The 24,750-nt window shown below is 62.0% G+C and carries 17 protein-coding genes; 2 read left to right on the forward strand and 15 right to left on the reverse strand.

Going from position 1 to position 24,750, the window contains the following annotated elements; genetic code table 11:
- Positions 1-16: 16 nt before the first annotated feature.
- On the reverse strand, positions 17-943 hold the full coding sequence (gene urtB / locus CQ12_RS13100) for an urea ABC transporter permease subunit UrtB (protein ID WP_057835715.1): 927 nt from the start codon (positions 941-943) through the stop codon (positions 17-19).
- A gap of 132 nt (positions 944-1,075) precedes the next feature.
- The gene (gene urtA, locus CQ12_RS13105) at positions 1,076-2,335 is read right to left on the reverse strand and encodes an urea ABC transporter substrate-binding protein (RefSeq protein WP_057835716.1); all 1,260 of its coding nucleotides are present in this window, start codon (positions 2,333-2,335) and stop codon (positions 1,076-1,078) included.
- Between the two features lie 174 nt (positions 2,336-2,509).
- On the opposite strand from urtA, the gene CQ12_RS13110 reads away from it, so the two are divergent.
- Together CQ12_RS13110 and CQ12_RS13115 are read left to right on the forward strand one after the other, a co-directional pair.
- Complete coding sequence (locus CQ12_RS13110; protein WP_057835717.1) at positions 2,510-5,881, forward strand: hybrid sensor histidine kinase/response regulator; 3,372 nt, start codon at positions 2,510-2,512, stop codon at positions 5,879-5,881.
- A complete protein-coding gene (locus tag CQ12_RS13115) occupies positions 5,871-6,797 on the forward strand; it encodes a response regulator (protein ID WP_057835718.1) in 927 nt (308 codons plus the stop codon). Before CQ12_RS13110 ends, CQ12_RS13115 begins: the two co-directional genes overlap by 11 nt.
- A gap of 211 nt (positions 6,798-7,008) precedes the next feature.
- On the opposite strand, the gene phaC is transcribed toward CQ12_RS13115, so the two are convergent.
- The 13 genes from phaC to lpdA form a co-directional block, all read right to left on the reverse strand.
- On the reverse strand, positions 7,009-8,727 hold the full coding sequence (gene phaC / locus CQ12_RS13120; RefSeq protein WP_057835719.1) for a class I poly(R)-hydroxyalkanoic acid synthase: 1,719 nt from the start codon (positions 8,725-8,727) through the stop codon (positions 7,009-7,011).
- Between the two features lie 127 nt (positions 8,728-8,854).
- Positions 8,855-10,231 (reverse strand): sigma-54-dependent transcriptional regulator, encoded by a 1,377-nt coding sequence (locus CQ12_RS13125; RefSeq protein ID WP_057835720.1) that lies wholly within the window; start codon positions 10,229-10,231, stop codon positions 8,855-8,857.
- The gene (locus CQ12_RS13130) at positions 10,221-11,921 is read right to left on the reverse strand and encodes a sensor histidine kinase (RefSeq protein ID WP_347337423.1); all 1,701 of its coding nucleotides are present in this window, start codon (positions 11,919-11,921) and stop codon (positions 10,221-10,223) included. Before CQ12_RS13130 ends, CQ12_RS13125 begins: the two co-directional genes overlap by 11 nt.
- Positions 11,922-12,108: 187 nt before the next feature.
- The gene (cydB, locus tag CQ12_RS13135; RefSeq protein ID WP_157088180.1) at positions 12,109-13,113 is read right to left on the reverse strand and encodes a cytochrome d ubiquinol oxidase subunit II; all 1,005 of its coding nucleotides are present in this window, start codon (positions 13,111-13,113) and stop codon (positions 12,109-12,111) included.
- Positions 13,110-14,501 carry a cytochrome ubiquinol oxidase subunit I gene (locus tag CQ12_RS13140; RefSeq protein ID WP_198164134.1) on the reverse strand — a complete coding sequence of 464 codons (1,392 nt, stop codon included), beginning with the start codon at positions 14,499-14,501 and terminating at the stop codon, positions 13,110-13,112. The genes cydB and CQ12_RS13140 overlap by 4 nt, the downstream gene beginning before the upstream one ends.
- A gap of 44 nt (positions 14,502-14,545) precedes the next feature.
- Positions 14,546-15,868 carry an NAD(P)/FAD-dependent oxidoreductase gene (locus CQ12_RS13145; protein ID WP_057835722.1) on the reverse strand — a complete coding sequence of 441 codons (1,323 nt, stop codon included), beginning with the start codon at positions 15,866-15,868 and terminating at the stop codon, positions 14,546-14,548.
- 50 nt (positions 15,869-15,918) lie between these two features.
- On the reverse strand, positions 15,919-18,195 hold the full coding sequence (locus CQ12_RS13150; protein WP_057835723.1) for an NADP-dependent malic enzyme: 2,277 nt from the start codon (positions 18,193-18,195) through the stop codon (positions 15,919-15,921).
- Between the two features lie 78 nt (positions 18,196-18,273).
- A complete protein-coding gene (phaP, locus tag CQ12_RS13155) occupies positions 18,274-18,699 on the reverse strand; it encodes a TIGR01841 family phasin (protein ID WP_198164135.1) in 426 nt (141 codons plus the stop codon).
- 26 nt (positions 18,700-18,725) lie between these two features.
- Complete coding sequence (gene phbB, locus CQ12_RS13160) at positions 18,726-19,451, reverse strand: acetoacetyl-CoA reductase (protein ID WP_057835725.1); 726 nt, start codon at positions 19,449-19,451, stop codon at positions 18,726-18,728.
- A gap of 118 nt (positions 19,452-19,569) precedes the next feature.
- Positions 19,570-20,742 (reverse strand): acetyl-CoA C-acetyltransferase, encoded by a 1,173-nt coding sequence (locus tag CQ12_RS13165; RefSeq protein WP_057835726.1) that lies wholly within the window; start codon positions 20,740-20,742, stop codon positions 19,570-19,572.
- 48 nt (positions 20,743-20,790) lie between these two features.
- Positions 20,791-22,158: a dicarboxylate/amino acid:cation symporter gene (locus tag CQ12_RS13170; protein ID WP_057835727.1), complete on the reverse strand. Its 1,368-nt coding sequence runs from the start codon at positions 22,156-22,158 to the stop codon at positions 20,791-20,793.
- 25 nt (positions 22,159-22,183) lie between these two features.
- Positions 22,184-23,158 (reverse strand): TAXI family TRAP transporter solute-binding subunit, encoded by a 975-nt coding sequence (locus tag CQ12_RS13175; protein WP_063799733.1) that lies wholly within the window; start codon positions 23,156-23,158, stop codon positions 22,184-22,186.
- Between the two features lie 83 nt (positions 23,159-23,241).
- Positions 23,242-24,750, reverse strand: a 1,509-nt coding sequence (lpdA, locus tag CQ12_RS13180) for a dihydrolipoyl dehydrogenase (RefSeq protein WP_057835728.1), incomplete at its 5' end; no start/stop codon positions are given.

Here is a 24,750-nt window from a genome sequence, read left to right on the forward strand (position 1 = left end):
TCGTGCCTGCTCTCTGTTATTTTCGGACTTTGAGGGCGAACAGGCCTTGCGGCCGCAGCATCAGAATTCCGACCACAGCGAGCAGCGTGAGCACCTTTGCCATCGAGCCCGACGTGAAGAATTCCAGCGTCGACTGGGTCTGCGAGATCGAGAAGGCGGAGGCGATGGTGCCGAGCAGGCTGGCGGCGCCGCCGAACACGACAACCAGGAAAGTATCGACGATGTAGAGCTGGCCTGAGGTGGGCCCGGTCGAGCCGATCATGGTGAAGGCGCTTCCGGCGATACCGGCGATACCGCAGCCGAGCCCGAAGGTGTAGCGGTCAACCTTCTCGGTATTGATGCCGACGGCGCCGGCCATGATGCGGTTCTGCACCACGGCGCGGACCTGACGGCCCCAGCGCGACTTGTACAGGACGTAAGCGACCACGACGGTGATCAGCACCGTCAGGCCCATCACGAAGACGCCGTTGATCGGGACCTCGATGCTGTCGGTCACCTTGAGCGAACCCAGCATCCATTGCGGCAGTTCGACGCCGACCTCGCGCGGGCCGAACACCGAGCGATAGGTCTGCTGCAGCATCAGGCTGAGGCCCCAGGTGGCGAGCAGCGTATCGAGCGGTCTTTTATAGAGGTGCCGTATCAGCACCCATTCCACCAGCATCCCCAGCGCGCCGGAGGCCAGGAAGGCCAGTATCATCGCGAGGAAGAAATAGCCGCTGAACAAGCTCGGAAGGTAGGACTGGAACGTATTCGACGTCAGCCATGTGACGTAGGCGCCGAGGATCATGAACTCGCCATGCGCCATGTTGATGACGCCCATCTGGCCGAAGATGATCGCCAGCCCCAGCGCCATCAGCACGTAGACGGAAAACAGGACCAGGCCCGCAAAGCCCTGCATGACGAAGATGGAGCCCAGGTCGCCAATCGAGTAGTCACCGAACATCGATGTTTCTCCGTCGAGGGGATAAAGTCCCCGCGCCGCGAGCAAAGTCGCGACGCGGGGTCGTCAAGCGCGGATTGACGGTCCACGCCAGGGAGCTCTTGCTCGGAAAGCTTGCGGTGAGTCCGCTTGCGCTTACTGGTAGCCCTTCGGGAACGGATCGGGCTCGACGAGGTCCGACGTCTCGAAGATCAGCTCGAACTGGCCATCGAGCTTGGCGCGACCGACCCGGGTCTTCGACCAGAGGTGATGATTTTCATGGATGCGCACATAGCCTTCGGGCGCTTCCTTGAATTCGACGCCGGGCGAGGCGGCTGCGATCTTGTCGACGTCGAAGCTGCCGGCCTTCTCGACGGTCAGCTTCCACAGCCACGGGCCGAGATAGCCGGCCTGCGTGACGTCGCCGATCACGGTCTTCTCGCCCCACAGTTTCTTGAAGGCCGGCACGAAGGCCTTGTTGTTGGCATTGTCGAGTGACTGGAAGTACTTCATGCAGGCATAGGCGCCCGCGATGTTCTCGCCGCCGATGCCGTCGATTTCGTCCTCGGTGACCGAGATCGTGAGCAGCGCCTGCTTCGAGAGATCGACGCCCGCCGCCTTGAGCTGCTTGTAGAACGCGACGTTCGAACCGCCGACCACGTCGGTGAAGATGACGTCGGGCTTGGTCAGCTTGATCTTGTTGATGACCGAATTGAACTGGGTGCTGCCGAGCGCGTAATATTCCTCGCCGACGACCTTGCCCTTCAGCACGTTCTCGACGTGCTTGCGCGCGATCTTGTTCGAGGTGCGCGGCCAGATGTAGTCCGAGCCGATGAAGAAGAACGATTTGGCGCCCTTCTCCTTGGCGATCCAGTTGAGGCCGGCGAGAATCTGCTGGGTGGCTTCCTGGCCGGTATAGATGACGTTCTTGGACTGCTCGAGGCCTTCATAGAAGGTCGGATAATAGAGCATGCCGTTATACTGCTCGACGACCGGCAGCACCGCCTTGCGCGAGGCCGAGGTCCAGCAGCCCATGATCGCGGCGACCTTGTCGTTGACGAGAAGCTTCTTGGCCTTTTCGGCAAAGGTCGGCCAGTCGCTGGCGCCGTCTTCCTGGATGAACTTGATCTTGCGCCCGAGCACGCCGCCCATGGCGTTGATCTGTTCGATCGCGAGCTTTTCGGCCTGGATCGAGCCGGTCTCCGAGATCGCCATCGTGCCGGTGGCGGAGTGCAGAATGCCGACGGTGACTTCCGTATCGGTGACCGCGAGGCCCGTGGTGTTGACCACGGAGGTAGCAGGACCTGCCCCGAAAGATGGTCGCGGAAGGATCGAAATGAGCGGCAAGGCCGCCGCGCCCATCAGCAATTTGCGGCGAAGCGGCGACTGCAAGCCCTTGTTTGGTTCGTCTGACATGAGCACCCCATTTTTGTTTCGAGAACGCTTATTGGTCAGGCGAGGATTGCCCAGAATTGTGCACTGCACAGATACGTGGGATTGCGTATACTGCACCGCAAAATAGCGACGTAGGTTTTGGTACGGAGTTTGCTGGCTGGACGGGGGTCGGCTGAACTGGGCAGGAGCAAATAGGTGGCAGGGCGGCAGCGGATAGACCGCGTCAGGCGCCAATATAATCAATGGGTTGCCAACCAGACGCTGGAAGACTACGCGCTGCGCTTCACCGCTAAGAGCGCGCGGCGATGGTCAGCCGCCCGCGTCGCCAATACGGCCCTTGGCGCGATCTCGTTTCTGGCGCTGGAAGCGATCGGCGGTACGATTACGCTGAACTATGGCGCCACCAACGCTACCGTTGCCATCCTGGTCGTCAGCGTCGTCATCTTCTTCTGCGGGCTGCCGATTGCCTATCATGCCGCCAAATGCGGCATCGATATTGATCTGCTGACCCGCGGCGCCGGCTTCGGCTATATCGGCTCGACGATTACGTCGCTGATCTACGCCTCCTTCACCTTCATTTTCTTCGCGATCGAGGCGGTCATCCTCGCCTCCGCGCTCGAGATGTGCTTCGGCATCCCCCGCCCGATCGGCTATCTCATCAGCGCCGTCGTGATCATTCCGCTGGTGACCTACGGCATCACGCTGATCAGCCGCTTCCAATTGTGGACGCAGCCGATCTGGATCATCCTGCACATTCTCCCCTTTGTCGCGATCGCCTATGCCAATCCGCTTTCGTTCACGGAATGGCGCAAGTTCGCCGGCGACCACGGCGACCCCGGCGGGCATCTCGATTTGCTGCTGTTCGGCACCGCCGCTTCAGTCGTGTTCTCGCTGGTGGCGCAGATCGGCGAGCAGGTCGACTTCCTGCGCTTTCTGCCGCGTGATCGCCGCACGTCGCGAACGTCGTGGTGGATTGCGCTATTGATCGCAGGCCCCGGCTGGATCATCTTCGGCGCGCTCAAGCTGTTGCTCGGTTCGTTCCTCGCCTTCTTCGCGCTGAGCCACGGGCTCTCCAGCGAGCAGGCGGCTGAACCGGCGCACATGTACCTCGAGGCGTTTCGATACGTGCTGTCACAGCCCGACATGGCGCTGGCATTGACCGGCGCCTTCGTCATCCTCTCGCAGATCAAGATCAACGTCACCAACGCCTATGCCGGCTCGATCGCCTGGTCGAACTTCTTCTCGCGGCTGACCCATAGCCATCCCGGCCGCGTGGTGTGGCTGGTCTTCAATGTCGTGGTGGCGCTGCTGCTGATGGAGATCGGCGTCTACAAGGCGCTGGAGCAGACGCTGGCGCTCTATTCCAACGTCGCGATTGCCTGGGTCGGCGCGCTGGTCGCCGATCTCGTCGTCAACAAGCCGCTCGGACTGCGGCCGCAGCACATCGAGTTCAAGCGCGCGCATCTCTGCGACATCAACCCGGTCGGCGTCGGCGCGATGACGATCGCGACCATCGTCTCGATCTCGGCGTTCTATGGCCTGTTCGGGCCGACGGCGAAGGCGCTCTCCGCCTTCGTGGCGCTGGCCGTTGCCTTCATCACCGCGCCGCTGATCGCGTGGGCGACCGACGGCAAATATTACATCGCGCGAAAACCGAAGCGGAGCTGGCAGAACCTCGAATCGATCCAGTGCTGCATCTGCGAGCATTCGTTCGAGCCAGAGGATATGGCCTCCTGCCCGGCTTACGCCGGGCCGATCTGCTCGCTGTGCTGTTCGCTCGATGCGCGCTGCCACGATCTCTGCAAGCCGCATGCACGCGCCGGCGCCCAGGTCTCGGACATGCTCGGGAAACTGCTGCCGGAGACAATCTACGCGCGGATCAACTCTCAGTTCGGACATTATCTCGGCGTGTTCGCGGTTTCCGCCGGCCTCGTCGGGCTGACGCTCGGGCTGATCTATCTGCAGACATCGGCGACGATGCCGGTCGAGAACTTCGTGCTGTCCGACGTGCTGTGGAAGGTGTTCTTTGCGCTCTCCATCATTATCGGCGTGGTGGCGTGGCTGTTCGTGCTGGCGGAGCAGAGCCGCCGCGCTGCGGAGGCCGAGACGCGGCGGCAGACCACGCTGCTGATTCAGGAAATCGACGCGCATAAGCGCACCGACGCCGAGTTGCAGCGCGCCAAGGAAGTCGCTGAGTCCGCCAACCTCGCCAAGAGCCGCTACGTGGTCGGGCTGAGCCACGAGCTGCGCTCGCCGCTGAACGCCATTTCCGGCTACGCGCAATTGCTGGAGCAGGATTCGAGCCTGGCCACCAAGCCCCGCGACCAGGTGCGCGTGGTGCGACGAAGCGCCGATCATCTATCGGGACTGATCGACGGCATTCTCGATATTTCCAAGATCGAGGCAGGGCGGCTGTATCTGTCGCGCGATGAGGTGCGGTTGAGCGAGTTCCTCGACCAGCTCGTCGGCATGTTTCGCGTTCAGGCGGCCGCCAAGGGCATCGACTTCGTGTTCAAGCGGCCTGCGGTGCTGCCGGTCGTGGTCTATGCCGACGAGAAGCGGTTGCGACAGGTCCTGATCAACCTGCTGTCGAATGCGCTGAAATTCACGCAGAGCGGCAGCGTACAATTCGCTGTGCATTACCGCAGCCCGGTTGCCGAGTTCGAGATCATCGACACCGGACCCGGCATCCGGGCTGATGATCTCGAACGGATCTTTGCGCCGTTCGAACGCGGTGCGCTCGGCGTCTCGCAGCCGCAGACCGGCACCGGGCTCGGGCTGACCATCAGCCGGCTGCTGGCCGGCGTGATGGGCGGCGATATCAAGGTGACCAGCGATGTCGGCACCGGCAGCACGTTTCGGGTCAAGATCCTGCTGTCGGAGGTGACCAATCCGACCCGCATCGCCGCGGTGGAGGCGCCGATCTTCGGCTATCACGGCCAACGCAAGACCATTCTGATCACCGACGACGATCCAACGCATCGCGATCTATTGCGCGAGGTGTTGACGCCGCTCGGTTTCATCCTGCTCAGCGCGCCCGACGGCCCCGGGTGCCTCGCGCTGGCGCAGCATTGCCGCCCAGATCTGTTCCTGCTGGATATCTCCATGGCCGGCATGGATGGATGGACGGTAGCGCAGGCGTTGCGCGAGAGCGGCCATCATCAGGCCCGCATCCTGATGGTGTCGGCTAGCGCGCTGGAGGCGCACGGCGCGCCGCTGGCGCAGCCGTTCCACGACGGCTATCTGATGAAGCCGATTGACATTCCAAAACTGCTGGAGATCATCCGGCAGTTGCTCAAGCTCGAATGGCAGTATGAGGCCGGTCAGATCCCGGCCCCGCACTGGAAGCCGGAGACGGGCTCGCGGCCGCCGGTGAAGCACGTCGAAGAGCTGATTGGCCTCGGGCAGCTCGGTTATATCAGAGCGATCCAGGTCAAGCTCGATGAGATCGGCAACGATCACCCCGAACATGCCGATTTCGTTTCGCAAATGCGCGCGCTGATCGACCGTTTCGATCTCGATCAGTACATGGCGACCCTGAAAGCCCTGCACAGCCATGATCACTGAACCGAAAAAACGCGACGTCGCCCTCGTCGTCGACGATTCCCCGGAGACGCTGCGGCTGTTGACCGATGCGCTCGACGGCGCAGGGATGACGGTGATGGTTGCGCTCGACGGCGCCTCCGCGATGAGGATCGTCGACCAGATCACGCCCGACATTGTGCTGCTCGACGCCGTGATGCCAGGCATGGACGGGTTCGAGACCTGCCGGCGGCTGAAGCGCGACGCAGGCCTCGACCACGTGCCGATTATCTTCATGACGGGGCTGGCCGAAACCGAGCACATCGTGCGCGGCCTTGAAGCCGGTGGCGTCGACTATGTGACCAAGCCAATCGCAATCCAGGAGATGCTGGCGCGCATCCGCGTTCACCTCGCCAACGCCCGGCTGACCCAGAGCGCCCGTGCCGCGCTCGACGTCTCCGGCCGCTATCTGCTCGCGGTGAATGCCGCGGGCAAGATCATGTGGGCAACGCCGCAGGCGCAGAAACTGCTGGCGGACGCGTTTGCGGCCGAGGGCGACGATGTCGTGCTGCCGGAACCGATCCCGCAATGGCTCGATCAGGCGCGCAAGGGCAAGGCCGGCGCCAAGGCCGCGGTGATGGCGCCGCTGCAGGGCCACGAACAGCTTCGCCTGCAATACATGGGCAAGCTTGGAGCGAACGAATTCCTGCTCCGGCTGGCCAAGGATTCAGGCGCCGACGCGCCGGCGGAATTTTCCAGCGAACTGGGCCTGACCACGCGCGAGGGCGAGGTGCTGTCGTGGCTTTCCAAGGGCAAGACCAATCGCGACATCGCGCAGATCCTGGGCCTCTCCCCTCGCACCGTCGACAAGCACCTCGAGCAGATCTACTCCAAGCTCGGCGTCGAGAACCGCACCGCGGCCGCAGCGATCGCAGTGAACGCAAAGCATCAAAAATCCTGATGCGACATTCTTGCCGTTCTCCTGGCACGCCGGCGCATCAATTTCGTATCAGAAACGATCTCGCTGAAAACGAAGCGAACGCGATCTACCAGCTAGCACCGACCTCATAGTCGGTCTGCGCGAGCACCAGCGTGGCGCGATGCCGCCCGCGCCGTCAAACACTGCTTGACGCTCGACCTGACCATGGCTTTAGCCTTGCGGGATCAAACCATCAGGTCGCCTTCGCCTTGACGTATCGACCCGGCGCCGGTTCGCCCGGAGGATAGAGGTTGCTGCCGAGTTGCCTGCGCGCCGGCAGTTGGTCTTCCGCCCACGGCTTGAGCCACGCGATCCAGTCGTTCCACCAGCTGCCCGGCCTTTCTTCGGCGCCGGCCAGCCATGCCGCCGGCTCGTCGCATCGCTCGCTCGACACCCAATAGCTTCGCTTGTTCTTCGATGCCGGGTTGATCACGCCGGCAATATGCCCGCTCGCGCCGAGAACAAAACGAGTGTCGCCGCTGAACAGGCCCGTCGTGCGATAGGCGGATCGCCACGGCACGATGTGATCCTCGACGGTCGCCAGAACGTAGGCAGGCAGGTCAACCCGCCCCAAATCGACCGACATGCCGCACATCATCAATCTGTTCGGATTCCGGAGATTGTTCTCCAGGTACATGTTCCTGATGTACCAGCAATACATCGGTCCCGGCAGATTGGTTACGTCGGCGTTCCAGAACAGAAGATCGAAACGTTCCGGCGGCTTTCCCTTCAGGTAGTGATTGACCACGTTCGGCCATATCAGCTCTTTCGAACGCAGGGTTTGGAATACGAACCCAAGCTCGGCGCCGCGATAGATGCCTCCGTTGCCGATCGTCAGCTCGCGCTGGAGCACACTCTCTTCGTCCACGAACACGCCGAGATCACCCGGCTCCCGGAAATCGAGCATGGTCGTCAGCAGTGTCACACTCGCAACCGACTCGTCACCTCGCGTCCGCAGGATTGCGAGCGCGGACGACAGGATGGTACCGCCAACGCACCAGCCAAGGGCGTTGACCTTGTCGGCGCCTGATATCGATCGCGCTATTTCAATGGCGCGCATCGCCCCCTGCTCAACGTAGTGATCCCATCCGAAGTGGCCGCAAGAGTCGTCCGGATTGCGCCAGGACACCACGAAGACCGTCTGCCCCTGCTCCACCGCAAACCGCACGAAGGAATTGGCCGGCTGGAGATCCAGAATGTAGAACTTGTTGATGCAGGGTGGCACGATCAGCAGTGGCCGCACGGCCACCTGTTCCGTCGCCGGTTCATACTGAATAAGCTGAAACAGATCGTTTTCGAATACGACCGCGCCCTTCGATGTCGCGACGTCCTTTCCGACCTCGAATGCGCCCTCGTCCGTGATCGTCAGGCTGCCCCTGCCCAGGTCTGCCATCAGGTTGTCCAGGCCAGCCTTGAGACTTTGACCTTCGCTGTCGGTTGCAATCTTGATCGCATCGGGATTGGTAGCGACAAAATTGGTCGGGCTCATCGCCTCTACAAGCTGGCGCGTGAAGAAACGCAGCCGATGTTTTTCCTTTTCGTCCAGATCGAGCGCTTCGACAAAGTCGGTACAATAGCGCGAATTCAGCAGGTAACATTGCTTCAGCAGGCTATAGAGTGAATTGTCGCGCCATTCCGTTGCGCTGAACCTGCGATCACCGCGCGCAGGCTCAATGGCCACTTCCGTCGGCTGCCCCGCAGCCGATTTAAGGGCGTGTTCCGTGAGCTGGTAGAGACGCATCAAATGATCGGCCTGTAGTTCGGCGAAGCGACCGGGCGAACCCGGCGCTGCGCCGAACCCGGCACCGTTACGATCGGCATTCGGTGTCCACCCCAACGCACTCCAAAGACTCGCGCCAGCCTTCACGAACGCTTCAACGAACTCGTCCGGCATATTGAATGGCCGATTCATCGCTCACGCCTCCCTCAACAATGGATGTTTCGTTTCCCGTTCCGGGCTGCTTCTACCTGGCGCCCTTCACACTCCTGCCCGCCGTGCACGCATGTTCGAGCGCGTCTTGACGGCTCGCTTGTCATCCTCAAGAGCCGGGGCGGACGGCCGAGCCTTCCCTGATCCCGTCGACATTGACGGCAAGACGCTTGATCTTGTCGTACAGCGTCTGCTTCGGAATGCTCAGAAGCGCAGCGGTGGCCTGAACGTCGCCCTGCTTGCGCCGCAGCGCATCCTCGATGATCGATCGTTCGATGTTTTCCAGTTGCCGCGGCAGCGATACATCCGACATGCCGACGCTGGACTTGTTGATCGCCCTGCCATCGAGCACACCGAGCACAAAGCGATCGGCGACGTTACGGAGCTCCCTGACGTTTCCTGGCCACGAATGGGCCATCAAGAGAGACTTGGTATGCTCGTCCAATATCGGCGCGTCGCGCTCGAAGCGCCTGGCAGCATCCAGCGTGAAGTGCTCGAACAGCAGTGGGATATCCTCTCGCCGCTCCCGAAGCGGCGGCAGCTCGATGAATGCGACGCCCAGGCGATAATACAGGTCTGCCCGAAACAGCCGCTTTTCGCTCAGCTCCAGCAAGTTTGCCTTGCTGGCCGCCACGACACGACAATCCACAGCGATCGGCTTGTTCGAGCCAACGCGTTCGATCGATCGCTCCTGCAGTGACCTCAGCAGCTTCACCTGCACGCTGAGCGGCATGCTTTCGATCTCGTCGAGGAACAGCGTTCCGGCATTGGCATATTCGATCTTGCCAACACGCTGGCGCGTGGCACCGGTGAAGGCTCCAACCTCGTGGCCGAACAATTCGCTTTCGACCAGCGATTCCGGGAGGCCGCCGCAATTCACCGGGACGTAGTGCCCGCCGCGACGTCCGCTATGATTATGCAGGCAGCGCGCGACCACGTCCTTGCCGGTTCCGGTTTCGCCATAGATCGTGACGTCGACATTCGCCGAGGCCAACGTGGATACCAGCCTGCGCACCTCCTGTATCTGCGGCGATCGGCCGAGCAGGCTCGCCTCGATCCCCTGGCGGTCCGACAGGGCAGACCGCAACGAGCGTACTTCCAGGGTCAGGCGTCGCTTTTCGATCGCCCTGCGCACCACGGAAACGAGCTGCTCCGAGGAGCACGGCTTCTCGATGAAATCGTAGGCGCCGTTTCGCATCGCCTGCACGGCCATCGCGATATCGCCGTGGCCGGTGATCAGGATTACCGGCAGATCCTGATCCAGGCGACGCAGGTCCGACAGCCACTCGAGCCCGCTCTTGCCGCGGAGCCGTACGTCGCAAACCACGACAGACGGCATATCGGCACTGACGGACGGGGCGGCGGTTTCGACCGAGACGAAATCCGAAACGGACAGCCCTGCAAGCTCGAGCGCCTGAACGCCGCCAATTCGGACGTCGTCGTCGTCCTCGACATAGATCACGGCTATCGATTGTTCATCGCTCATGCAGGACCTCTGGCTTGTCAGCCAACGGAAGGAACACGACGAACTCGGCGCCATCAGGCGCAAGGTTTCGCGCGCGCAATTCGCCGCCGAAGGAGCGCGCGATGTGATTGGAGAGCATGAGACCAAGGCCGAGCCCCTTGCCAGCCGGCTTGGTCGTCACAAACGGCTCGAACATGCGCTGCAGGACATCGGACGCAATCGGCGGCCCGCTGTTGCTGATGGCGATGCGACAGCGACCGTCTTGCCCTTCATCCCTGGCGGCCCGGATCAAGATCGACTTCTTCCCGGCGCCCTCCACGGCGTCCAGGGCGTTCCCCACGATGTTGCCCAACAGCTGTTCCAGCCGCGTCTGGTCGGCCACCACGCAAAGGTTGGCGTCAATCTCGGTCGAGACGTCGACGGCACCATCCTTGACGCGCGCGGCGAGTATCTTGAGGGATTCGGCGACGGCCTGTTCGACGGAAACCGCATCGAGCGGACTATTTGACTTGTAGGCAAAGACCCGCAACTGGCTGGTCAACCGCCCCAGCCGGCGCACCAGTTCGCCAATTCGGATGAGATTTCCGCGTGCATCGCCGATCGAGCCGCGATCAACCAGCAGGACCGCATTGTCGGATGCGGTCTGCAGGGCCGCCAGCGGCTGATTCAGTTCGTGGACGATGCCGGCCGACATCTGACCGAGCGCAGCCAGCTTGCCGGCATGGACCAGTTCATCCTGGGTCGCCCGCAGTTCCGCGGTCCGCTCCTGCACCCTGGTCTCGAGCATGTCGTTCGCCGCCTGCAACGCCGCCTGGTTGGCCAGCCGTTGCTTGATCGCTCTGCGACGTTGCAGCACAAGACCAAGCGCGAGCAAGGCAACAAGGGATGCGAGACCCGACATCGCGCCGATGATGAGCGCGGTTTGCCGTACCGGCGCCTCGTCGTCGAGAAGGACAAGCTTCCAAAGGCCCCGATTGATAGGAAGCTCGCTGATCCTGTAGGCAGTTCCGCTTTCGGTGCTGACACGTGCAGCGCCGCCCTTGGATTGAGCTACGACGGTCCATCCGAGCGGTCTCAGGTCATGGTTTCCGTAAGGCTTGAATCGCGCAATGTCATCGCGCATTTCACGCGACAGCGGCGCCATCGGGCGGTAGCGCCACTCGTCGCGGGAGGCGAGGATCGCGACCTGACGTTCGTCGAGGAGAAGAACGTCGCCTTCGGTATCGCGCCAGGCGCGCTCGAACGAATCCAGATTGACCTTGACGGCGGCGATGCCCTTGATCGCCCCGCCGTCCTTCAGGGCATAGGAGAGATAATAGCCGGCGCGCGCACTGGTGATGCCGACGCCAAAGAACGCGCCTCGACCACTCGCGAGCGCCTCGCTCACATAGGGGCGGTACGACAGATTTCGACCGACCGGCGTGCCCGGATCCTCGAAATCGGCCGCCGCCAACGCTTCGCCGGAGACGCTGAGGACATAGAGGTTGTCGGCACCGGCAAGCAGATTGATCGACTTCAGGTACAGGCTAACCGATTTTTGCAGTGCGCCATCGCCGGGATCGCCGAGCAGCCGGAAAACGCTCGGGGACGTCTCGAGCAACGACGGCAAATATTCAAATCTGGAGAGATGGCCATCGAGCCTGGCTGCTTCCACCGCAAGCCGCTGCTGAGCGGCAACGTGCAAATGGTCCAGTCCGCGGTGGAAAGCCACGGCATATCCGAGCCACGAAGCGGCAGCGACCAGGGCAAGGGCGGCTGTTCCGCGAACAAGCCAACGCAGGGAGTTGGACGCCATCGAACTGACTTCGGGCCTCCGCTTTGTGTTCACCAGGAATGGAAGCTGCGCCATCCCAGGAACCAGCACAAACCGCGGAGCGTCGGCCATGACAGACGACAACTCACGCATAGTCTAACTTTATGGTTTTGCCCCGGAATACGCGATAGGAAAATGCGGTATAGGCGACAATGACAGGCAGCGTGACGCAAACTCCGATCAGGATGACTTTGAGCGAATCCGGGCTGCTGGCGGCTTCCCAGACCGTGAGCTTGTCGATCACCACGAAGGGGTAGATGCTGTAGCTGAGGCCAAGGAAGCTCAGGAAGAACACCAGCACAAGCAGCGCGAACGGCAGCCAGCACAGGCCGCCCCGCACGGCGAGCGAGCCGAGCAGGACGCGCACCGTCACGAGCGCGATCCCGGCCGTAACCGGGATCGACGCCACCGCAATCATCGCCGGCAGGGTAAACCACCTCTCGCGAACCGTCTCGCTGATCCACGGTGTCGCCATCGAAATCAGGATCAGACCCAGGACCATCGGCGGCCAGGCGATCTTGCTCCATTCGACTGCCTTGTCCTGGAGCGGGCCATCCGTTTTCATCACGAGCCATGTGGCGCCAAGCAACGCGTAGGCCATCGGCAGCGCCACCGCGATGGCGCCGGCAAAGACCGGATAATTCCAGCCCTCGCCGAAGCCGCTGATATACCGGCCGAGCATCCACCCCTGGCACACCGACGCAAGCATTGAGCCTGCAATGAACAAGCGGTCCCACATCGCCTTGCGGCCGGCTTTTGCCTTGACCCTGAAATCAAAGGCCGCGCCGCGCAGGATCAGGCCGACCAGCATGAGTGCGGTCGGCAGATACAGTTCAGACAACACCAGTCCATGCGCCTTGGGGAACGCCACCAGCAGAAGGCCGACGCCGAGGACCAGCCACGTTTCATTGGCATCCCAGAACGGACCTATGGACGCGACCATGGTATCCCGCTCTTCCGGCGTCGCCCGGTGCATCAGCATACCGACGCCGAGATCATATCCGTCGCTCACGACGTAGACGAGCAGCGACACCCCCATCAGGCCGATGAAGATCAGCGGGAGCAGTTCATCGAACGACATCGAGGTCATGCGAATTCTCCCCGGCGCTGATATTGCTGCGGCTCTCCTGCCGGGCTCACCTTCACGTTCGCGTACGGCTTCTTGTCGGCTGTCTCGGCCATATATTTGAGCACGCCGACATAGGCCGCTAGCAGGGCCAGATAGACCGCGACATAGATGGCGAACGTCACGGCGATGCTCGATGACGGGACCCGCGAAGCGACATCGGCGGTTCGAATGAGACCGGAAACGATGAAGGGCTGCCGTCCGATCTCCGTGACGTACCAACCGGCGATGGTCGCAACCCAGCCGGCAAAGGTCATCCCGGCAAACAGCCAGAGCATCGGCCGCGGCATCCGGCTAAAATCCCAGCCATCGCGCCAATGCCTCCACAGGCCAACCCAGCTGACCAGCAGCATCAGGATGCCCATTCCCACCATGATCCGGAAACACCAGAACACCGCAAAGACCGGCGGATGAGCCGATGGAAACTCGTTCAGCCCCTTGAGTTCGCCGTCGGCGTCATGCCGAAGGATCAGGCTGGCGAGCTTCGGCACCGCCACCTCGAAATGGTTCGTTCTCGCCGCATCGTCCGGGATCGCGAACAGCAGCAGCGGCGCGCCGCGCGTTGTTTCCCAAATACCTTCCATCGCCGCGATCTTCTGCGGCTGATGCTTGAGCGTATTGAGCCCGTGAAGGTCGCCCGCCATCATCTGCGCCGGCGCGGCCAGCGCAGCGAAAACCAGCCCCGTGCGCAGCACGCGCGATGCGCTGTCCGTCGCAACGCCTTTCAGGAGTTGCCAGGCGCTGATCCCGATGAGCAGGAACGCACAGGTGAGCGCAGATGCGAGCATCATGTGAACCAGACGATACGGGAACGATGGATTGAAGATGATCTCCAGCCAGCTCCGCGCATGGAACTGGCCGTTGACGATTTCGTATCCCGCCGGCGTCTGCATCCACGAATTGAGGGCAAGGATCCAGAATGCGCTCATTAGCGTGCCGAACGCGACGAGGAAGGTCGCCCCCAGGTGAACCATCTCGCCAACCCGGCGGTGGCCGAACAGCATCACGCCGAGAAAGCCCGCTTCCAAAAAGAATGCGGTCAGCACCTCATAGCTGAGCAACGGGCCGGCGATATTCCCGACGCGCTCCATGTAGCCCGGCCAGTTGGTGCCGAACTGAAAACTCATGGTGACGCCGCTGACGACCCCAAGCGCGAATGTCAGGGCAAACACCTTGGTCCACAGGCGGTAGGCGCGGAGCCAATCGAGCTTCTGCTGCGGATCGGTGGCGCGCAGATGCTTTAGCCTGAAGAACAGCAGCACCCAGCCGAGCGCGATCGAGATCGACGGAAACAGGATGTGGAACGTGATGTTGGCGGCGAACTGCATGCGCGCAAGGAACACGGCGTCCATCAACATTCCTCCAGCTTCACGCGACACCGTGACTCAAATGCGCGTCAATGCAGCTTCACGTGCGGTTCGGTGCGCCGGGTGATCAGGCGGGCCAGCGTGTCGAGCGAAACCTTCACCGAACCATGCAGCGCGTGTTCGTGCATCTTGTAGAGCGACAGGTACATCATCCTTGCGAAGATGCCTGCGAACACCAGGTTGCCGCCCACCAGCGCGCCCATCATCGAGCCGACTGTGCTGAATTCGCCGAGCGACACCAGGGAGCCGAAGTCCCTGTATTTGTAGTGCTTGATCGGATCGCCCCGCAGATAGCGCGGAATCTGGGAATAGAGGTGCGAGGCCTGCTGGTGAGCCGCCTGCGCGCGTGGCGGTATGTTGCCGCGCTCGCCCCATGAACAGGCCGAGCAGTCGCCGATGGCAAAGATACCGTCATCACGCGTTGTCTGCAGCGTCGGCCGGACGACGAGCTGATTGATCCGGTTGGTTTCGAGGCCCGCGATATCCTTCAGGAAATCGGGCGCCTTGATGCCGGCCGCCCATACGATCAGTTCGGCGGGAATGGCGCGGCCGTCCGTCAGGCTCACATGGTCGGCGCCGACCTCCGAGACCTTGGCGCCGGCGAGCACATTGACCCCGAGCCTGGCGAGCAGCTTCTCCGTCTCCTTCGACACCCGCTCGGGCAGTGCGGGAAGCACCCGGTCGGCGGCTTCGATCAGCGTGATCCTGATGTCCTTCTGGGGATCGACCTGGTCGAGGCCATACGCAACCACCTCACGCGTCGTCCTGTGCAGCTCGGCCGCCAGCTCGACGCCGGTGGCGCCGGCGCCGATGATCGCGACCTTCAACTGGTGAGCGCCCAGAGGCGACGATTGGGCGTGCGCGCGGATGCAGGCATTGACCATTCGCTCGTGGAATCGCCGCGCATCCGCTTGCGATTCAAGCTTGATTGCATGGTTGACGACGCCAGGCGTGCCAAAATCATTGTTCTGGCTTCCGATGGCGATGACGAGGACGTCATAGTCGAAGCTCCGCTTCGGCGTGACCTCGCGACCTTCGGTATCGAAATACGGGGCCACCTGCACCTGGCGGCGATCCCGATCGATGCCGATCATGTCCCCGACCCGGTAGCGAAAGCCGTGCCAGTAGGACTGGGCGAGATAATCGACCTCATGAGCCGAGATATCCATGCTGCCGGCTGCAATTTCGTGCAGCTTCGGCTTCCACACATGCGTTCGGTTGCGCTCGATCAACGTGACGTCGAGCTTGCCCTTGCGCCCATATTTGTCGCCGAGGCGCGTCGCAAGCTCCAGTCCGCCGGCTCCGCCGCCGACGATTACAATCCGGGGCTGTCCCAACTGCGGCTTACCCATGATGGCCTCGACCGATCGAGTTCACTACCCGCCCAAATGCACCTCCCCGATCAGGCTCGATCGGAGACGGCGTCTGCGACCGCGACGGCCGCCATGTTCACGATCCGCCGCACAGTGGACGATGGCGTGAGAATGTGGGCCGGCTTTGCCGCTCCGAGGAGGATGCCGCCCACCGTCAAGCCCTGCCCGGCCGCCATCCGCAGCAGATTGTAGGAGATGTTGGCGGCGTCGAGATTCGGCATCACCAGCACGTTCGCCGGCCCCTCGAAACCGGAATCGGGAAATTCGTGGTGAAGCACGGAGGCCGATAGCGCGGCGTCTCCGCGCATCTCGCCCTCGACCGCCAGATCGGGCGATCGCTCGCGAATGATCGCCCTCGCCTCCCGCATCTTGTTGGCTTCCGGGGCCGCGGAGCTGCCGAAGCTGGAATGCGACAACAACGCCACCCGCGGCGTGATACCGAACCGCCTGACCTCCGCCGCCGCCAACAAGGCGATGTCGGCGACCTGCTCGGCGGTCGGATTAAGGTGGCAATGGGTGTCGCAAATGAACAGCTGATGCTGCGGCAGAATCAGCATCTGCATCACGGCGAGAGTCCGCGCATCGTCGCGGGTGCCGATCACATTGCGTATGGCGGCCAGATGGTCGGATGTCCTGCCGATGACCCCACACAGCATCGCATCGCCACCCCCCCTTGCGAGAAGGAGCGAGGCAAGGACGGTCGCATTGCTTCGGGTCTCCGAGAGAGCGAGACCAGCCGATACGCCGTCGCGCTTTCTGCGCGAATGATACACTTCCGCGCATTTGGAGTAGATCTCCGCATCATGCGGATCGATGATGTCGCAGTCCATGCCCGGCCTCAGCCGGAGATCGAACGACTTGATCCGCTCCTCGATCGTCGAGGGACGGCCAACCAGCAAGGGTCGCGCGATCCTCTCGTCAACGACCACCTGGGCAGCGCGCAGCACGCGCTCGTCTTCGCCCTCGGCCAGCAGCAAGGACTTGCCGCTCCCCTTCGCCACGGAGAAGACCGGCTGCATCGCGTTGCCGGACTGATAGACGAAACGGCTGAGCTGCTGGCGATAGGCCTCCATGTCCGCAATCGGACGCTTGGCGACACCGCTGTCGGCCGCGGCCTTCGCCACCGCCGGTGCGACGACCTCGATGAGCCGCGGGTCGAGCGGCTTTGGAATGAGATAGTCGCGGCCGAAGCGGAGCTTTTCTCCCTTGTACGCGGTGGCCACCACCTCGGGCACTTCCGTCATCGCCAGATCCGCGAGCGCACGCACGGTCGCAAGCTTCATTTCCTCGTTGATCGTCGTCGCTCCGCAGTCGAGCGCGCCCCTGAAGATGAACGGAAAACACAGCACATTGTTGATCTGGTTGGGGTAGTCCGATCGCCCCGTGCCGATGATCGCATCCGGGCGAACCGCCAGCGCGTCTTCCGGCATGATCTCAGGGATCGGGTTGGCCATGGCGAAGATCAGGGGGTCCCGCGCCATCTTCCTGACCATGTCCTGGGTCAGCACATTGCCGGCCGACAGACCGAGAAAGATATCCGCGTCCTGGATGATGTCGTCGAGCTTGCGGGCGTCCGTTTTCACCGCATAGCGCGCCTTGTTGTCGTCCATGCCCTCGGTGCGGCCCGCATAGACGACGCCTTTTGCGTCGGTCACGATGATTCGATCGTGTGGCAAACCAAGACTGACGATGAGATCGAGACAGGCCAGCGCCGCTGCGCCGGCGCCGGAGCAGACGAGCTTGACGTCCGCAATGTCCTTCTTGACCAGCTTCAGGCCGTTGAGGATGGCCGCGGCGGCGATGATCGCGGTGCCGTGCTGGTCATCGTGAAACACCGGAATCTTCATTCGGGTGCGAAGCTTCTGTTCGATGTAGAAGCATTCCGGCGCCTTGATATCCTCGAGGTTAATGCCGCCGAAGGTCGGCTCCATCCTGGCGATGGTCTCGATCAGGGCGTCAGGATCCTCTTCGGCGAGTTCGATGTCGAACACGTCGATTCCGGCGAACTTCTTGAACAGGCACGCCTTGCCTTCCATCACCGGCTTGCCGGCCAGCGCGCCGATATTACCGAGACCAAGCACCGCGGTGCCGTTGGTGACGACAGCCACGAGATTGCTGCGCGCGGTCAGCTCATCGGCCTGCAGCGGGTCCTTGGCGATAACCAGGCAAGGCTCCGCCACGCCCGGCGAATAGGCCAGCGACAGATCGCGCTGTGTCGCCATGGCCGTGGTCGGCACCACGGAAATCTTTCCTGGCCTCGGCAGGCGATGATATTCGAGTGCGGCTTCCCTCAGATCCTGGTTCATCGTATTCCCCGATTTTGCTTCTTTGTTCGGGAGGCGGATGCAACCGCCCCTCTCCTGCTCTTGTGTGGCCGGCAGGCCTCAGGCGCTTCCGTCGCGCGTGCGCATGCTCGCCATTCCGTCCTCGAAACGCCGGCGCAATATTTCGATCGTTTGCTTCTGCTGTTCGGTCGACATCTCGACGAGCTGGCGCATGTTGGCGATCGCTCTTTCGAACCCCTGCCTGGCGATTTCAGCGCGTCGTCCCGCGACAGATTCGTCACTCGCCTCGACGGCGATCGCCTTCATGGTCTCCTGGAACACCTCGGCTTGTCGCGCCATCAGATTTTGCCAGCCGTCATATGCCGAGCGGTTGACCTCGACGAGAGCGTCGATGTACTTCTTCTCCATGTCCATCGACGGCATCATGTCGACGCCACTGATCCGGCAGGATTGGACGAGCTTGGCGAAGTCGAACTCGGCAAAACTCCAATCAAGGTCGTTTGCCTTAGGTTTGCTGTCGGACATTTCTCTCTCCTTCGACATGGTGCGGCTCAGCTCATGTGCTGGCCGCCATTGGCTGAAATCGTCGAGCCCGTGATGAAGCCGGCATCATCAGATGCCAGGAACACGACGGTTCGCGCGATCTCGTGCGGCTCGCCCAACCGACCGACCGGGATCTGTGGCAGGATGTTCTTGGCCACGACGTCCGGGTTGATCGCCTTGACCATTTCGGTGGCGATATAGCCGGGACAGATCGTGTTGACGGTGATGCCGGCGCGAGCTCCCTCCTGGGCCAGCGCCTTCACGAAACCGATGTCTCCCGCCTTGGCGGCGGAATAATTGACCTGGCCCATCTGGCCTTTTTGGCCGTTGATCGAGGAAATGCAGATCACACGACCGAACTTGCGCTCGCGCATGCCTTCCCACACCGGCCGCGTCATGTTGAACAGCGAATTCAGATTGGTGTTGATGACGCCATACCACTGCTCTGGCGTCATCTTGTGGAACATGCCGTCCTTGGTGATACCGGCATTGTTGACCAGCACTTCCACCGGCCCCAGCTCGGCTTCGACCTGCTTCAGTCCGGCGACGCAGGCGTCGTAGCTCGACACGTCCCACTTGTAGACGTTGATGCCGGTCTCGTTCTTGAACTTCGCCGCCGCCTCGTCATTGCCGGCATAGCTCGCAGCCACCTTGTAGCCGGCCGCCTTGAGCCCAACCGAGATTGCCTCGCCTATGCCGCGCGTGCCGCCGGTAACCACCGCAACCCTGGACATCGTCTCCTCCTGATCGGTTCATGTTGTATTCGCCGGCTCTTGCGAGCCTCGGTCCTTCGCGGACGGCTAGTGCCATCCGCGTTTGCCTTGTTTGAAGCCGGTAAAACCGACTGCTGGCCTAGCGCTCGACTGTCAGCGCGACGCCCATGCCGCCGCCGATGCACAGCGTAGCAAGGCCCTTCTTCGCATCACGCTTCTGCATCTCGAACAGCAGCGTCGTCAGAACGCGCGCGCCGGATGCACCGATCGGATGCCCGATGGCGATGGCGCCGCCGTTCACATTCACGATCGAAGGATCCCAGCCCATGTCCTTGTTGACGGCGATCGCCTGCGCTGCGAAGGCCTCGTTGGCCTCGACCAGATCGAGATCCCTGACTTTCCAGCCGGCCTTTTCAAGCGCCTTGCGCGAAGCCGGGATTGGCCCCGACCCCATCACCGCCGGATCGACGCCCGCGGTCGCCCAGGAGACGATCTTTGCCAGCGGCGTGAGCCCGCGCTTCTTGGCTTCGTCAGCACTCATCAACACCAGCGCAGCCGCACCATCGTTCAGGCCGGAAGCATTGCCCGCGGTCACCGAGCCTTCCTTGTTGAAGGCGGGCTTCAGCTTCGCGAGCGCGTCGAGTGTGGTACCAGCGCGGATATATTCGTCCTGGTCGACGACGACGTCGCCCTTTCTGGTCTTGACCGTGACGGAAACGATCTCGTCCTTGAACCTACCGGCCTTCTGCGCATCTTCAGCCTTGTTCTGCGAGCTCGTGGCGAACGCGTCCTGCTCCTCGCGAGATATCTGCCATTTGGCGGCGATATTCTCCGCCGTGACACCCATGTGATAACCGTGGAACGCGTCGAGGAGGCCGTCCTTCAGCATGGAGTCGACGAACTTGGTGTCCCCCATCTTGGTGCCATTCCGCATGTGCGACAGATGCGGCGCCATCGACATGGATTCCATACCGCCGGCGACGATGACCTTGGCATCACCATTGGCGATCTGCTGCAGGCCGAGAGCGACCGAGCGCAGGCCCGAACCGCAGAGCTGGTTCATGCCCCACGCCGTTTTCTCCTGCGGAATGCCTGCCGCCATGGCGGCCTGCCGAGCCGGATTTTGTCCCTCGCCACCGGCAAGGACCTGACCCAGGATGACCTCGTCGACCTCTTCGGGCGAGACCCTGGCACGATCCAGCGCTCCCTTGATCGCCACCGCCCCAAGTTCATGGGCGGTCAGCGAACCGAACGCGCCATTGAACGAACCAACCGGCGTCCGCGCAGCAGATACAATCACTACTTCAGTCATGATCAACTCCTCGTTTAGCGTTCCGCATCACCTCTGCCGTTTTCACGGTCAAGCGACGACTGGCCGGGGGGCACCTGCCTCGATCTCGTCATCCGCAATCTTCACGGACTCAGGCTCATCCGCTTCGACATCACTCTCCTGGTTCAGCCGTCGATGAAGCATTTTCTCATCGAGCGCCCCTTCCCATTTGGCGACGACGACTGTGGCAACGCCGTTTCCGATCAGGTTGGTGAGCGCGCGCGCCTCCGACATGAAGCGGTCAATGCCCAGGATCAAGGCGATGCTCGCGACCGGAATCGTCCCGACGGAGGCAAGTGTCGCGGCCAGAACGATGAAGCCGGATCCCGTGACACCAGCTGCGCCCTTGGATGTAAGGAGCAAAACACCAATGATGCCGAGCTCTTGCCAGATCGTCAGAGGCGTATTGGTCGCCTGCGCCAGGAAAATCGCGGCCATTGTCAGGTAGATGCAGGTGCCGTCGAGGTTGAACGAATAGCCGGTAGGAATGACCAGACCGACGACCGACTTTTCGCAGCCGAGATTTTCAGTCTTGGCGATCATGCGAGGCAGCACTGATTCCGACGACGAAGTGCCAAGAACGATCAGGAGTTCTTCCTTGATGTAACGGATGAACTTGAAGATCGAGAAGCCGCAAAGAGCAGCAACGGCGCCGAGCACGACGAAGACGAACAACAAGCATGTGACGTAAAACGCCAGCATGAAGTTTGCCAACGAAACCAGCGTCGCCACGCCGTACTTGCCGATCGTGAACGCCATCGCGCCGAACGCTCCGATCGGCGCAACTTTCATGATGTAGCCCACGATCTTGAAGAACACGTGGCTCACGACATCAATCAGCCGCAGCACGCCCTCACCGTGATGACCGAGAGCTTGCAGCCCGAATGCAAACAGGATCGCAAAGAACAGCACTTGCAGGATTTCGCCGTTGGCAAAAGCGCCGACGACGGTCGGCGGGATAATGTCCATCAGAAACTGGACCGTGCCCTGCTCCTTCGCTTTTGCCGTGAAGGCCGCGATCGATTTTGTATCAACGGTCGACAGGTCGACGTTCATGCCCGCGCCGGGCTTCCACAAATTGATGACGATAAGTCCGATGATCAGCGCCGCCGTCGTCAGCACTTCGAAATAGATCAATGCCTTCAAACCAACACGTCCGACCTTCTTCATGTCGCGCATGCTGGCAATACCGTGCACGACCGTGAAGAAGATGATCGGGGCGATGATCATCTTGATGCATTTGATAAAGGCATCGCCGAGCGGCTTCATCTGCTCGCCAAGCTGAGGATGAAAATGGCCCAGTAGTATGCCGCATGTGATTGCAGCCAAAACCTGCACATAGAGGTGCTGATACCATTTTACGGAATGGCCGCCTGTCGTTGCTGCTGCCGTTGCCATATCTCATTCCTCCCTGAATTTTATCTCAGTCCGCATTCACAACCCCGGGCGTAAGCCTGCTGCGATACCAACTGACCGCGCCGCCATGCAGCGGGATGAAATTATTGCGCGTGATGTTCGAGGGGATCGTTTCCGCCGCCGCCGGATGAAATTCGATCATCTGCTCGTTATTGGCGAACACAGTGTTGACGATGGCCGTGACCAGATCGTCCGGCAGATCCTTGTGCGCAACGGCAAAATTGAACAGGCCGACCGTGTCGTAACGGCGTCGCAAGGTGGGATATGAACCCGCCGCGACAACGGATGCGGAGAGTTCCGGCATCGCCAGGCGCAGCGTTGCGATCTCCTGCCGCGTGAGAGGAAGGTACCGCACCTTCGCCTTTCGCTCGATGTCGATGAGGAATGGAGCCGGTACGCCGGCACCAACCGCAAGCGCATCGATGCTTCGCCCCACCGACTTCTCCGCAAGCACCGCCCAATCGCCGGAAACCAGGGTGGCCTCGATCTTCAGCGCCTTGAGGAACTCGGGAAAGTAGGTGGCTGTGGTGCCGCCCTCGGGCCCGACACCGATACGCTTGCCCGCGAAATCGGCAAAGGATTGAATGGGCGAGTCGCTGAGCACCTGAAACTGAAACGGCGTATCGTACATCGCGAACATGACGCGCATGTTCCGGTATGGCCGCCCACCGGTCCAGGGAGCGCTGGCGTTCCACGCCTGCAACGCCACACCTTGCGTGACGAAGGCCAGTTGGATTTCGCCGCTCTCGAGCAGCTTGATGTTGTCAATCGGGCCGCCGGTCGGTCGTGCCACAACCGGGATGCCAAGTTCTCGCGTGAGCAATCGAGCCAGCCCTTCGCCATAGGCGTAATAGGTGCCGCCTTCCGATGCGGTGCCGAGCGTGAGCACCTGGGGCCAATGCGCCTCCCTTGCCGACGCCAGCGTGGGCGGAAGCAGGACAAAGGCGAGAAGGATAAGAATTCGCCACGCTCCTTGAACCATGACCGTCTCCTTCATCTCGACCGCGCCCTGCCTAGTCTGCGCTTTCCTTCGCAGCTGCGACAGCCAGCAGCGCCGTCTCAGCGTCACTTTTTCTTCTGCGGCGGCAGGTCCGTACAGTGGCCCTCAAACACCTCGGCCGCCATGCCGATGGACTCGCCGAGCGTCGGATGCGGGTGAATGGTCTTGCCGATATCGGCGGGCTCGCAACCCATCTCGACCGCAAGGCAGATCTCGCTGATGAGATCGCCGGCATGCGTGCCGACGATGCCGCCACCGATGACACGATGCGTTGCCGTGTCGAACAGCAGCTTGGTAAAACCCTCGTCGCGACCGTTGGCGATGGCGCGGCCCGAGGCCGCCCAGGGGAAGACCGACTTTCCGAACTTGATTCCTTCGGCCTTGCATTGGTCCTCGGTCTTGCCGGCCCAGGCGACTTCGGGATCGGTGTAGGCGACGGACGGAATCTGCCGTGCGTCGAAGTATGATTTTTCGCCGTGCGCGACTTCGGCGGCGACATGGGCTTCATGCACGGCCTTGTGCGCCAGCATCGGTTGGCCAACGATGTCGCCGATCGCGAAGATATGCGCCACGTTGGTACGCATCTGCTTGTCGACGTCGATGAAACCGCGCTCGGTCACCGCGACGCCGGCCTTCTCAGCGCCGATCTTCTTGCCGTTCGGGCTGCGACCGACCGACACCAGAACGAGATCATAGACCTGCGGTCCGGCGGGTGCCTGTTCGCCCTCGAAGCTCACCTCGATCCCGGCTTCAGTCGCCTTCGCACCGACCGTCTTGGTCTTCAACATGACCTTGTCGAAGCGGCCCGCGTTCATCTTCTCCCAGACCTTGACCAGGTCGCGGTCGGCCCCCTGCATCAGGCCGTCGAGCATTTCGACGACGTCGATGCGCGCGCCGAGCGTCGAGTACACCGTCGCCATTTCGAGCCCGATGATGCCGCCACCGATCACCAGCATGCGCTTGGGAATCGACTTGAGTTGCAGCGCGCCCGTCGAATCGACGATGCGCGAATCCTGGGGCAGGAACGGCAGTTTCACGGCCTGGCTGCCGGCGGCGATGATGGCCTTGGCGAATTTCACCGTCTTCTTGCCGCCAGCCTCGGAGACGACCTCGAGATGATACGGGTCCAGGAAGGCCCCGACCCCGTTCACGACCTCGACCTTGCGGGCCTTTGCCATGCCGGCAAGGCCACCCGTCAGCTTCTTGATCACGCCGTCCTTGAAGCCGCGGAGCTTGCCAAGGTCGATCTGCGGCGTTCCGAATGAAATTCCATGGTCGGGCAGATGCCGGACCTCGTCGATCACTGATGCCGTATGCAGCAGCGCCTTGCTCGGGATACAGCCGACATTGAGACACACGCCGCCAAGCGTATCGTAACGCTCGACCAGCACCGTCTTCATGCCGAGATCGGCGGCGCGGAAGGCGGCCGAGTAGCCGCCGGGGCCGGCGCCCAGCACCAGCATGTCGCATTCGATATCCACCTTGCCGGAATAGGACGACGAGGAAGGCGCGGCCGGCGGCGGGCTGGCGGTCGCCGCCGGCTGCGATGCTGGCGCGGGTTTCGGCGCGGCCGC

This window comes from Bradyrhizobium jicamae, assembly GCF_001440395.1.
GTDB classification, from domain to species: Bacteria; Pseudomonadota; Alphaproteobacteria; order Rhizobiales; family Xanthobacteraceae; genus Bradyrhizobium; species Bradyrhizobium jicamae.